Source organism: Streptomyces sp. WM6372, from assembly GCF_001279655.1.
Lineage (GTDB): Bacteria > Actinomycetota > Actinomycetes > Streptomycetales > Streptomycetaceae > Streptomyces.
Window position 1 is genome coordinate 51123 of the sequence record NZ_LGDB01000226.1, and the last position, 12001, is coordinate 63123.

General features: G+C 73.7%; 11 protein-coding genes and 1 pseudogene. 10 read left to right on the forward strand and 2 right to left on the reverse strand.

What is annotated here, in order from left to right; genetic code table 11:
* Window positions 1–101: 101 nt before the first annotated feature.
* Genes ADK52_RS32820 through ADK52_RS32845 form a run of 6 tightly spaced genes read left to right on the forward strand, consistent with a single transcriptional unit; the run spans window position 102 to window position 6875 of the window.
* Window positions 102–1202, forward strand: coding sequence for a lipid II:glycine glycyltransferase FemX (locus tag ADK52_RS32820; protein ID WP_107090234.1), 1101 nt, complete (start codon window positions 102–104; stop codon window positions 1200–1202).
* Window positions 1199–2878 carry a murein biosynthesis integral membrane protein MurJ gene (gene murJ, locus ADK52_RS32825; protein WP_053693504.1) on the forward strand — a complete coding sequence of 560 codons (1680 nt, stop codon included), beginning with the start codon at window positions 1199–1201 and terminating at the stop codon, window positions 2876–2878. Before ADK52_RS32820 ends, murJ begins: the two co-directional genes overlap by 4 nt.
* 40 nt (window positions 2879–2918) lie before the next feature.
* Window positions 2919–3602 carry a response regulator transcription factor gene (locus ADK52_RS32830; RefSeq protein ID WP_053693505.1) on the forward strand — a complete coding sequence of 228 codons (684 nt, stop codon included), beginning with the start codon at window positions 2919–2921 and terminating at the stop codon, window positions 3600–3602.
* On the forward strand, window positions 3599–5041 hold the full coding sequence (locus ADK52_RS32835) for a sensor histidine kinase (protein ID WP_053693506.1): 1443 nt from the start codon (window positions 3599–3601) through the stop codon (window positions 5039–5041). Before ADK52_RS32830 ends, ADK52_RS32835 begins: the two co-directional genes overlap by 4 nt.
* Complete coding sequence (locus ADK52_RS32840; protein ID WP_053693507.1) at window positions 5038–5544, forward strand: hypothetical protein; 507 nt, start codon at window positions 5038–5040, stop codon at window positions 5542–5544. Before ADK52_RS32835 ends, ADK52_RS32840 begins: the two co-directional genes overlap by 4 nt.
* Before the next feature lie 44 nt (window positions 5545–5588).
* Window positions 5589–6875, forward strand: coding sequence for a cytochrome P450 (locus tag ADK52_RS32845; RefSeq protein WP_182508509.1), 1287 nt, complete (start codon window positions 5589–5591; stop codon window positions 6873–6875).
* Here the strand turns inward: ADK52_RS32845 and ADK52_RS32850 are convergent.
* Window positions 6835–7560 carry a hypothetical protein gene (locus ADK52_RS32850; protein WP_053693508.1) on the reverse strand — a complete coding sequence of 242 codons (726 nt, stop codon included), beginning with the start codon at window positions 7558–7560 and terminating at the stop codon, window positions 6835–6837. The two genes, ADK52_RS32845 and ADK52_RS32850, sit on opposite strands and share 41 nt — an antisense overlap.
* 102 nt (window positions 7561–7662) lie before the next feature.
* Between ADK52_RS32850 and ggt the strand changes: the two genes are divergently transcribed.
* Window positions 7663–9462, forward strand: a complete 1800-nt coding sequence (ggt, locus tag ADK52_RS32855) for a gamma-glutamyltransferase (protein ID WP_053693509.1) — start codon at window positions 7663–7665, stop codon at window positions 9460–9462.
* 27 nt (window positions 9463–9489) lie between these two features.
* Here the strand turns inward: ggt and map are convergent, their stop codons facing one another.
* On the reverse strand, window positions 9490–10257 hold the full coding sequence (gene map / locus ADK52_RS32860) for a type I methionyl aminopeptidase (RefSeq protein ID WP_053693510.1): 768 nt from the start codon (window positions 10255–10257) through the stop codon (window positions 9490–9492).
* Window positions 10258–10321: 64 nt separating this feature from the next.
* Here map and ADK52_RS32865 point away from each other — a divergent pair, with 64 nt between their 5' ends.
* The 3 genes and pseudogenes from ADK52_RS32865 to ADK52_RS42655 form a co-directional block, all read left to right on the forward strand.
* Window positions 10322–10573, forward strand: a complete 252-nt coding sequence (locus ADK52_RS32865; protein ID WP_030858268.1) for a helix-turn-helix domain-containing protein — start codon at window positions 10322–10324, stop codon at window positions 10571–10573.
* 375 nt (window positions 10574–10948) lie between these two features.
* Complete coding sequence (locus tag ADK52_RS32870) at window positions 10949–11329, forward strand: PPOX class F420-dependent oxidoreductase (RefSeq protein ID WP_053693511.1); 381 nt, start codon at window positions 10949–10951, stop codon at window positions 11327–11329.
* A gap of 46 nt (window positions 11330–11375) precedes the next feature.
* A pseudogene (locus ADK52_RS42655) lies at window positions 11376–12001 on the forward strand (UL36 very large tegument protein); the annotation flags it as partial.

A 12001-nucleotide genomic window follows, 5' to 3' on the forward strand; every position in this document is an offset into this window, starting at 1 on the left:
CATCCCCGGACGTACAGGAAGGCCGATTCGCCGTGTGCGCACTGCTCGTGAGCTCCGCCCAGCGACACCAGTCCCCGGAGCGGGAGCTGAGTGTGCGTCCGATGTCCGTACCGGAATACCAGGGCTTCCTTTCCCGTAACCGGAACGCGAGCTTTCTCCAGTACCCGTCCTGGGCCGAGGTAAAGGACCTTTGGCGCTCGGAAAGGGTCGGATGGCACTATCCCGACGGACAAACAGCCGGTGCCGGGCTGGTCCTCTACCGGCAATTCCCCGGCACCCGCAAATACTTCGCCTACCTCCCCGAAGGCCCGGTCGCCGACTGGTCCGACCCGCACATCGACCGGTGGCTGGACCCCCTCAAGCGGCATCTGCGCGCCGCCGGCGCCTTCGCCGTCCGGATGGGCCCCACGCCCGCCTACCGCCGCTGGGACGCCGCCGCCGTCAAGTCCGCCACCGGAGCGGGCCGGCAGATCTCCGACGTGCTCGCCACCGAGGTCGACCCGGTCGGCGCCGCCCTCGCCGACCGGCTGCGCACCCGCGGCTGGAAGCGCTGCGGCGGAGAGGACGACGGCGACGCCCAGCCCCGCCACGTCTTCCGCGTGCCGCTCGCCGGCCGCTCCCGCGAGGAGCTGTGGTCCGGCCTCAACCAGGAGTGGCGGCGCAACGTCCGCAAGGCCGAGAAGGCGGGCGTGCAGACCGTCCTCGGCACCGCCGCCGACCTGCCCGAGTTCTACCGGCTGCTGCGCATCACCGAGGAGCGCGACGGCTTCCGGCTCGGCCGCTCGCTCGCGTACTACGAGCAGCAGTACGAGGTCCTCAACGCCGAGGCACCCGGCCGGATGCGGCTCTACCTGGGCATCCACCAGGGCGAGATCCTCGCCGCGCACACCATGATCGTGGCCGGGAAGCGGGTCTGGTACCAGACCGGCGCCTCCGCCGACCACCGCCGCGAGGTCCGCCCCAGCAACGCGCTCCAGTGGCGGATGATGTGCGACGCCCACGACCTCGGAGCCGACGAGTACGACATGCGCGGGGTACCCTCCACCCTTGACCCCGACGAACGTTCTTTCGGGCTGCTGCGCTGGAAGCTCGGCACCGGCGGGCAGGTCGTCGAAACGCTCGGCGAGTGGGAGACCCCCATGGACGGATACGCCAACACGGCGCTCCACAAGGCATTCCAGGCCTACCTGGCCCGCCGGTGACCACCACCGACACCAGACCGGCCACCGGCCCGTCCGCCGAAGGCGCCGCCGACGCGGCACCGGGGAAGAGCTCGGTGCTGCGCAGCGGCGCCCTCATGGCGGCCGGCTCGATGGTCTCCCGCGCCACCGGGTTCGTCCGCTCCGCCGTCGTCGTCGCCGCACTCGGCACCGGGCTGCTCGGCGACAGCTACGCCGTCTCCAACACCGTCCCGAACATCCTGTACATGCTGCTCATCGGCGGCGCGCTCAACGCGGTCTTCGTCCCCGAGCTCGTGCGGGCCGCGAAGGAGCACCAGGACGGCGGGGCCGCCTACACCGACCGGCTGCTCACCGCCTGCACCGCGGCGCTCGTCGCGCTGACGGCCGTCGCCGTGCTGGCCGCGCCGCTGATCGTCTCCGCGTACACCCCGTACACCGGCGGCCAGGCGAGCACCACCGTGGCGCTGGCCCGGTACTGCCTGCCGCAGATCCTCTTCTACGGGCTGTTCACCCTGCTCGGCCAGGTGCTGAACGCCCGCGGCCGGTTCGGCGCGATGATGTGGACCCCCGTCCTCAACAACATCGTGATCATCGGCGTCTTCGGGCTCTTCCTGTACGTCTCCCACGACGCGCCCGAGGGCCTGACGGCCGGCGAGACCCGCCTCCTCGGCCTCGGCACCACCGCCGGCATCGTCATCCAGGCCCTCGCCCTGGTCCCCTCGCTGCGCGCCGCCCGCTTCCGCTGGCGCCCCCGCTTCGACTGGCGCGGCCAGGGCCTCGCCCGCCCGCTGCGCAACGCGGGCTGGCTGGTCATGCTCGTCTTCACCAACCAGATCGGCTACTGGGTCGTCACCCGGCTCTCCACCGCCACCGGGCACCGGGCCGTGGAAGCCGGGCTCGCGGGCGGCGCCGGATACACCGCCTACAGCAACGCCTACCAGCTGTGGATCGTCCCGCAGGGCATCATCACCGTCTCCCTCGTGACCGCCCTGATGCCCCGGATGAGCGCGGCCGCCGCCGACGGCGACCTCGGCGCGCTCCGCCGGGACGTGTCGTACGCGCTGCGCTCCAGCGCCGCACTCGTCGTGCCCGCCGCCGCGCTCTTCGCCGCGCTCGCCCCCTGGGTGATGGGCAGCGTCTTCGGGTACGGGCGCACCGGCGCCGCCGACACCGCGGTCATGGCCGGCATGCTGACGGCCTTCGCACCCGGCCTGATCGCCTTCTCCGGCCAGTACGTCCTCTCGCGCGCCTTCTACGCCCTCTCCGACACCCGGACCCCCTTCTTCCTGAACCTGGTCATCGCCGCCCTGAACGCCGGGCTGTCGGCCGCCGCCTACCTGCTGCTGCCCCCGCGCTGGGCGGTCACCGGCATGGCCGGCGCCTACTCCGTCGCCCTGTTCGCGGGCCTCGCGGTGACCGCGTACACCCTCGCGCGGCGGCTCGGCCCGCGCACCGGGACCCGTACGCAGCGCCGCGCCACCGCGCTCCGCACCCACCTGCGGCTGCTGACCGCCTGCCTGCCCGGGGTGGCCGCGGCCTACGCGGCCGCCCGCGCCGCCGACGGCCTCGGCGACTTCGCCGCCGTCGGTGCGGGAACCGCGGCGCTCGCGCTGGTCGTCGTCCTCCTCGCCAGGCCGCTCGGCCTCACCGAAATCACCGACCTGCTGGACTCCCTGCGGCGCAAGACCGGCCGTTAGCGGGAGAACGAGACATAGAGCCATCTTGGATAATGACCGGATGCCACGCGTACTGCTGATCGAGGACGACCCTTCCATCCGGGAAGGAGTGGGCCTCGGCCTGCGCCGCCGCGGCCACGAGGTGGCCGCCGCCGAAACCGGCGAGGCGGGCCTCGCGCTGATGGGGACCTTCCTCCCGGAGCTGGTCCTGCTCGACCTGATGCTGCCCGGGATGAACGGCGTGCAGGTCTGCCGCCGCATCCGCGAGACCAGCCAGCTCCCGATCATCATGCTGACCGCCCGCGGCGACGACTTCGACATAGTCGTCGGCCTCGAAGCCGGCGCCGACGACTACATCGTCAAACCCGCCCGCACCGAGGTCATCGAGGCCCGCATCAAGGCCGTGCTGCGCCGCCTCGGAGCCCCGGCGGGCAGCCGCCCCGAGGTCGAGTTCCACGGCGAGCTCGCCATCGACCGGGCCGGACTGACCGTCGCGAAGAACGGGGAGCGCGTCCCCCTCGCCCCCAGCGAGATCAAACTCCTGCTGCACCTGTCCGCCTCGCCCGAGCAGGTCTTCTCCCGCCAGCAGCTCCTGGAGTACGTCTGGGACCACAGCTACCACGCCGACGCCCGGCTCGTGGACGCCTGCGTACGCCGCCTGCGCACCAAGGTCGAGGACCCCGCCGGCAGCCCCCGCTACATCCAGACCGTGCGCGGCTTCGGCTACCGCTTCGGCCCGCTGTGAGGCGCATCGCGCCGCTCGGGCTGCGCACCCGCCTGATCGCGGCCTTCCTGCTCGTCGCCGCGATCAGCGCGGTGACCACGGCGACGCTGACCTACCAGCAGGCCCGCACGGCCGTCCTCAAGCAGAGCCAGGACACCGCGGTCAGCACCCTGCGCGACCAGATCGAGACCCAGCCCCTCGATCTGCCGCTGGACCAGGCACAGCTCCAGCGGATCGTCACCGAGCTGGGGAAGAGGGGCAAGCCGAACCCCTGGAACGTCTTCGGCGAGTACGGCACCCTGCGGGCCTCCAGCACCAGCGCGCCCACCTCCACCGTGGTCACCGACGAGCTCCGCCGCCAGGTGACGGCCCATCCGCACGGCGCGTTCCAACGGGTGACCGATCCCGCGGGCAGACCGTACCTGGCCGTCGGCATGCCGGCCGTCTGGCTCCACCACGACGTCCGGGAACCCACCGGCCTGGTCCTCTTCGCGACGATGCCGCTGACCACCGAGGGCAAGACGGTCGACGCCATGGTCGAAGCCGCCAAGCGCGGCGCCGTCCCGGGTCTCGCCATCGCCGTCATCCCCGCCCTGCTCGCCGCGCGCAGCGTGCTGCGCCCCGTGCGGGACATGCGCCGCGCCGCCCAGCGGCTCGGCAGCGGCCGTCTCGACACGCGGATCGAGGTCCGCGGCTCCGACGAGCTCGCCGGACTCGCCCGCACCTTCAACGAGACCGCCGTCGCCCTCGAACAGTCGGTGGACGAACTGCGGGAGGCCGAGGTCCGGGCCCGCCGTTTCGCCTCCGACGTCTCCCACGAACTGCGCACCCCGCTGGCCGGGATGCTCGCCGTCACCGAGGTCCTGGACGAGGAGGCCGAGCGCCTCGACCCCGACACGGCCGCCGCCCTGCGGCTGGTCAGCGCCGAGACCGGCAAACTCGCCGTCCTCGTCGAGGACCTCATGGAGATATCCCGCTTCGACGCCCGCGCGGCCGAGCTCAACCTCGACGACGTGGACGTGGCCGAGGCGGTGCAGAAGACCCTGGAGCGCCGCCACTGGGACGACGAGCGGGTGCGCACCGACCTGCCGTCGCAGGTCCGCGCCCGGCTCGACCCGCGCCGCTTCGACGTGGTCCTCGCCAACCTCGTCGGCAACGCCCTCCGGCACGGCGGCGCCCCGGTCCGCGTCGGCGTGCGCACGCAGCCGCGGCCCGACGGCACCCGGCTGCTGATCGAAGTCGCCGACAGCGGGCCCGGCATCGCCCCCGAGGTGCTGCCGCACATCTTCGACCGCTTCTTCAAGGCCGACGCCGCCCGCACCCGCTCCGCGGGCAGCGGCCTCGGGCTCGCCATCACCCTGGAGAACGTCCGGCTGCACGGCGGCACCCTGCGTGCCGCGAACGGCGCCGCCGGGGGAGCGGTGTTCCTCCTCGACATGCCCCTGGAGGCCGACGCATGACCCGGACACGCGCGGCCGCGGCCGCCGTCGCCCTGCTGCTGGGAGGACTGCTGCTCACCGGCTGCGGGATCAAGCCCACCGGGGTCATCGAGAGCGGGGCCGCCGGGAAGGTCGTCGTGCCCGGGCCCGGGACCAAGGGGACGGTGTACCTCGTGGCGTCCGACGGGCGGCTCTTCCCCATACCCGAGAGGGAGCAGCCCGCGATGTCGGAGGCTTCGCTCCTCATACGGCTGCTCGTCGGCCCCACCGAAGCGCAGAGGGCAGCGGGCCTGGAGACCCGGCTGCCCGTGCTGGACATCAAGAAACAGGGCGCCAGCGCCGGGACGACCATGATCTCGGAGGACACCATCGGGGTCGGCCTGCCGTTCAAGGTCGCCACCCTGTCCGAGACGGCCCGCCAGCAGCTGGTGTGCACGGTGGCCTCCACCGAACCGCGGTACCAGGTGGTCCTGCTCGGCACGGACGCCGACGTCGGCCCCGCCCGCTGCGAACTCGGCAGCTGATCCTCCCCTTGCGGCGGGGCCGGTGCGCCCGCCACCGTGGCCCCATGGACCCCGCCGCGTACGTGCCCGACGTGTTCGACCCCCGGATCTACGGGGCCGGGATCCCGTACGAGAGCTACCGCCTGCTGCGCGAGCACCACCCGGTGGCCTGGCAGGAGGAGCCGGAGATCGCCGGCTGGCCCGCCGGCCCCGGATTCCGGGCGGTCACCCGGCACGCCGACGTGGTCCGGGTGCTGCGCGACCACGCCACGTACTCCTCCTGGCTCGGCGCCACCCAGATCCGCGATCCCGACCCGGCCGACCTGCCGTTCCTGCGGCGCACCATGCTCAACCAGGATCCGCGCCGCGGTGCGGGGGACCACGGGGCGGGCGACCACGGGCGGCTGCGCCGGCTGGTCTCCCGTGCGTTCACCCCCGCCCGCGTCGACGCCTTCGCCGGCCGGGTCCGCGAGCGGGCCCGTACGCTGCTGGCCGCCGCCCGGGACGGCGCCGAGGACGGAGCCGCCGACCTGGTCGCCGCGGTCACCGACGAGTACGCGCTGCTCAACCTGACCGACCTGCTGGGCGTTCCGGCCGCCGACCGGGGCCTGCTGCTGGAGTGGACCGTACGGGTCATCGGCTACCAGGACCCCGAGGACGCGCCCGCGCCCCGGCTCGGCCCCGACGGCAGGCCCCTCAACCCGCGCTCCCCGGCCCTGCTCGGCGAGATGTTCTCGTACGCCCGGGAGCTGGCCGCCCACAAGCGGGCGCACCCCGGCGACGACGTGATGACCGCGCTCGCCGGGGCCGGGCTGGACCCGGCCGAGCTGGAGATGTTCTTCTTCCTGCTCACCGTCGCGGGCAACGACACGGTACGCAGCGCGGCCCCGGGCGGCCTGCTGGCCCTGGCCGGCGACCCGGACGCGTACCGGCCGCTCGCCGAGGGGCGGGTGCCGGTGCACACCGCGGTGGACGAACTGCTGCGCGTCCACCCGCCGGTGCTCAGCTTCCGCCGCACCGCCGCCGTCGACACGGAGCTCGCCGGGCAGCCGATCCGCGCCGGGGACAAGGTGGTGGTCTTCCACGCCTCCGCCAACCACGACGAGCGCGTCTTCACCGACCCGGGGCGCCTCGACCTCGGCCGCACGCCCAACCCGCACGTCTCCTTCGGCGACGGCCCGCACGTCTGCCTCGGCGCCCACTTCGCCCGGCTCCAGCTGGGCGTGCTCTACGAGGAGTGGCGCGCGGCCATGCCGGCCCCCGAACTCGCGGGCGAGCCGCGACGGCTGGTGTCGAACTTCATCAACGGGATCACGCGGCTGCCGCTGCGGGTGTCAGGGCGGCCCGGGTGACGTCGGCCGCCAGCTCGGTCACATCGGGACCGTAGGCCTGCGAGTTGACCACCTTCAGGATCAGGCAGAAGGCGTCCGCGCCGTACTTCCGGGCCAGCTGCTTGTGGTTGCGGGCCAGATAGCGGGCCGCGGCCTGGTTGCTGACCGCGGTCTGCCCGGACAGGAGGAAGACCGGCCGGCCTCCCTCCCCGCCCGCCAGCCGGGCCAGCAGTACGAACTCCACCCGGTCCCTGACCCAGCGGTAGGCCTCGCCGCCCACCTGGATCGCGCCCCTGTCCTCGTGCTCCTGGCTGTCCATGTTGACCCGTACCCCCGGCAGCATGGACGCCAGGTGCGCCACCGTACGGGTGTTGGAGGCGGGGCCGCCGACGCAGAACTCGGCCCGCTCGCCGAATCCCTGACGCGCCTCGTCGTGCGTGACGATCTGGACGTTCGCTCCGCAGTCCTTGATCAGGGCGGAGATCTCCAGCAGCGCGAAGGCGTCGTTGCGGTGTACCGACGATTCCTTGCCGCCCATCTGCCGGTTGACGACGAACAGACAGTCCGAGCCGGTCGGCAGGCCGAAGAACACCTGCTTGCGGCGCAGGTTGCGGCGCCACAGGTAGGTTCGGGCGAACCAGCCGAACCCGCCGCTGAGGGCGGTGGCTATCAGCCCGAGCACGATGTTGCGCACGTCGTCGTTCATGCGGCGGATGGTAGCCGTCCCCGCGCGCTCCTGACGTGGGGGGTGCGGTGAAGTTACAGTGCGGGACCTGGCTCTGACCGGCCGTCGACTGGGAGGTTCGGGATGCGTCGTCCCGCCGTTCGTCCGTTAGCGCTCGTCGCCCTCGCCGGGGCGCTCGTCTCCACCGGGGCCGCCGCCCCGCCCACCGCGGCCACCGCACCGCCCAAGGTGCCCGTCGCCGCCGGGTACGGCGGTGCCGTCGCCAGCGTCGACGCCGACGCCTCGGCCGCCGGCATCGCCGTCCTGCGCTCCGGCGGCAACGCCGTGGACGCGGCCGTCGCCACCGCCGCCGCGCTCGGGGTCACCGAGCCCTACTCCGCCGGCATCGGCGGAGGCGGCTACTTCGTCTACTACGACGCCAAGTCCCGCCGGGTGCAGACCATCGACGGCCGCGAGACCGCGCCCGCGACGGCGACGGAAACCCTGTTCCAGGAGAACGGCGTCCCCATCCCCTTCGAGCAGGGCCAGACCAGCGGCCGCAGCGTCGGCGTCCCCGGCACCCTGGCCACGTGGAAGAGCGCACTGGACGCCTGGGGCAGCCGCTCCCTCGGCCGGCTCCTGAAGCCCGCCGAGAAACTGGCGCGCGACGGGTTCACGGTCGATACGACGTTCCGGGCCCAGACCGAGCTCAACCGGGACCGCTTCAAGGACTTCCCGGACACCGCGAAGCTGTTCCTGCCGGGCGGGGACCTCCCGGTGGTCGGCTCCACCTTCAAGAACCCCGACCTGGCCGCCACGTACGCCGAACTCGGCCGCAAGGGCACCGGCGCGCTCTACCGGGGCCCGATCGGCGAGGACGTCGTCCGGGTTGTCCGCACACCCCCCGTGGACCCGGCCGCCACCCGGATCGTCCGCTCCGGCGACCTGACCACCGGTGACCTGCGCGCGTACGGGACCAAGCGGCAGGCCCCGACCGAGGTGGGCTACCGGGGCCTTGACGTGTACAGCATGGCGCCCTCCTCCTCGGGCGGCACCACGGTCGGCGAGGCGCTCAACATCCTGGAGCGCACCGACCTGTCGAAGCTGTCCGAGACCCAGTACCTGCACCGGTTCATCGAGGCCTCGCGGATCTCCTTCGCCGACCGCGGCCGCTGGGTCGGCGACCCGGCCGCCGAGAACGTGCCGACGCGGGAACTGCTCTCACAGCGGTTCGCCGACTCGCGCGGCTGCCTGATCTCCCCGGACCGTACGCTGACCAGCCCGCTGGCCCCCGGCGATCCGCGCCACCCGGCGGCCTGCGGCGGCTCCGGCCAGGCCGCCCCGACCACGTACGAGGGGGAGAACACCACGCACCTGACGGTCGCCGACCGCTGGGGCAACGTCGTCTCGTACACCCTGACCATCGAGTCCACCGGCGGCAGCGCGATCACCGTCCCGGGCCGCGGGTTCCTCCTCAACAACGAGCTGACCGACTTCTCCTTCGCCCCGGCGGCCCCCGGGGTCCCGGACCCGAACCTGCCCGGCCCCGGCAAGCGGCCGCGCTCGTCCATGTCCCCGACCATCGTGCTGGAGCACGGGCGTCCGGTGCTCGCGGTGGGCTCGCCGGGCGGCGCCACCATCATCACCACCGTCCTGCAGACCCTGATCGGGCACCTGGACCGGGGCCTGCCGCTGGTCGACGCCATCGCGGCGCCGCGGGCCAGCCAGCGCAACCAGACCACCACCGAGCTGGAGCCGGGCCTGTGGAACAGCCCGCTGCGCGCCCAACTGGAGGCACTGGGCCAGGGCTTCCGGCAGAACCCGGAGATCGGCGCGGCGACCGGGGTCCAGCGGCTCCCGGACGGGCGCTGGCTGGCGGCGGCCGAGACGACCCGGCGGGGCGGGGGCTCGGCGATGGTGGTCCACCCGCACGGGAAGCCGTAGGGGCCGCCCGTGCCCGCGTAGGGCTCCTCAGAGGGCGGTGAGGATCCTCGGGCCGTCGGCGGTGATCGCGACCGTGTGCTCCGTGTGCGCGGCGCGGCTGCCGTCGAGGGTCCGCAGGGTCCAGCCGTCCGCGTCGCACCGGTACTCGTCCCCACCGCCCGCGATCAGCATCGGTTCGATCGCGAGGACCATGCCGGGGCGCAACTGCATGCCGCGCCCGGGCCGGCCCTCGTTGGGCACGCCCGGGTCCTCGTGCATGGTGCGGCCCACGCCGTGGCCGCCGAAGTCCTCCATGATCCCGTACCCGGCGGAGCGGCAGACCGTGCCGATGGCGTACGCGATGTCGCCGATCCGGTTGCCCGGCCGCGCGGCGGCGATGCCGGCCGCGAGGGCCGCCTCGGCGGTCTCGATCAGGCGCAGGTCGGCGGGGCGGGGGCGGCCGACGGTGAAGCTGACCGCCGCGTCCCCGACCCAGCCGCCCAGCTCGGCCCCGCAGTCGATGCTGACCAGGTCCCCGTCGCGGAGCCGGTAGCCGTCGGGGATGCCGTGCACGATCGCGTCGTTGACCGAGGCGCAGATCACCCCGGGGAAGGGCACCGGCGCGAAGTGCGGCCGGTAGCCGAGGAACGGCGAGCTCGCGCCGGCCTCGTCCAGTACCGCGCGGGCCGCCCCGTCCAGGTCCAGCAGGGACGCCCCGACCCGCGCGGCATCCCGTGCGGCGGCCAGGGCGTGGGCGACGACCCGGCCCGGGGCGCGCATCGCGTTGATCGATTCTTCCGTCTTCAGTTCCACCATGCCAATAACTATACCGGTATAACTTTAACGGGATAGTTATTGGGGGAGGCGGTAGGATGGGGGCATGGTCCGTACCCCTCTCACTCCTGAAGAGCGCGAGCGCGGCGAGCGCCTCGGCGCGTTGCTGCGCGAGGCCCGCGGCGGCCGCAGCATGGTCGAGGTCGCGGCGAGCGCCGGGCTGTCCGCCGAAACCCTCCGCAAGATCGAGACCGGCCGCGCGCCGACGCCGGCCTTCTTCACCGTGGCCGCCCTCACCGAGGCGCTCGGGCTGTCCCTGGACGATGTGCTGCGCCGCTGCGCGTTCGTACCGGCCTGACGTTCGGCCCGACGTTCGGCCTGGCCTTCGCCTTCGGCCTGACTTTCGCCTTCGGCCTGGCCTTCGGCCCGACCTTCGCCCTGACGCTCCGTCGCGGTGGCCCGGGGCCCTGCCGGGGCCGCGGACCTGCGGTTTCTTTCGGGCGGGGCCGGCGGGCCGAACGGCCCAATCGACGGTGGGGGCCGGCGGGAGCGGGGCAAGCGTGAAGGCGTGTCGACCTCGAACGCTTCCCAACGACTCGGTTTCGCACTCCTCGGCGCCCTGCTGGCGGCCGGTCTGCTGCTTGCCGCGTGCGCGGCGCCGGAGGGCCGGGCGTCCGCCGGGGACCCGGGTACGCGGCCGGCCGCGCCCCGGGGGCCGTCGTAGGCTCCGGGGATGACTCTCGATGAGCTGAACCAGGGCAAGTACGTCAGCCTCACCACGTTCCGCAAGGACGGCACGCCCGTCGCGACGCCGGTGTGGGCCGTGGCCGACGGGGGCGAGCTGTACGTGTGGACGCGCAGCGACTCCTGGAAGGTGAAGCGGATCCGCAACAACGGGCGGGTCACGGTCCGCGCCTGCGACGTGCGGGGGCGGGTCGCGGAGGGGGCGGCCGTGCTGGAGGGCGAGGCGCGGCTGCTGGACGAGGCGGGGCTGACGCGGGTGCGGAAGCTGATGTCGCGGAAGTACACGTGGCAGTTCTGGGCCCTGGATGTGCCCGCCGCGGTGGCCCGGCGCGGGAAGCGCCCGCACACCGCGATCGCCGTCAAGCTTTGAGATTCCCGTAGCCCGCCCGTAACACCGGTGGGGTCCAATGCGGGGCATGGAGACCGCGACTTCGCAGGCGATCGGTCAACTCTCGGGCTACTTGCGCGGGTTGACGCAGAGACTCGATCCGGGGACGGGCTGGTACGGAGAGTTCCTGCGCCGGGATCCGCAGGGTCTGCGGGCCTGCCTGGACGGAGCCGCGATGCCCCCGTGGGACGTGGTGGAGTCGCTGCTCGGCGACCTGGAGGGGATCAGGGGCGCGGAGTTCGCGGCGCGCGAGCGGGCGCACGCGGCCCGGCTGCGGGCCGCGGCGGTCGCGGTGTGGGACAGGCTGCCGGGCGGCGCGGAGGAGCTGGGGACCCTGCTGGCGGCGGCCGCCGACCAGCACTCCGTCTCGGAGGCGGCGACCCGCACCCTGACGGCCCGCCTGGCCGCCACCGCGCACCCGGCCGAGGCGGAGACACTGACCCGGGAACTGGCCTGGATCCAGGACGACACCGCCAGGGCCGTCTCCCGCCACGCAGACCTCACGGCCCGCCTCGGGGCTCTGGAGGCCCCGGCCGAGCCGCCGCCGTTACGCCCCGACCCCGCCCCGCCCGAGCCGGGGTGGTCCGGAGGCCCCTGGCCGGCCGAGGCCGAACCGCCGGCCGGGGCGTGGGCCGGGGTGGGGGAGGGCGGGCC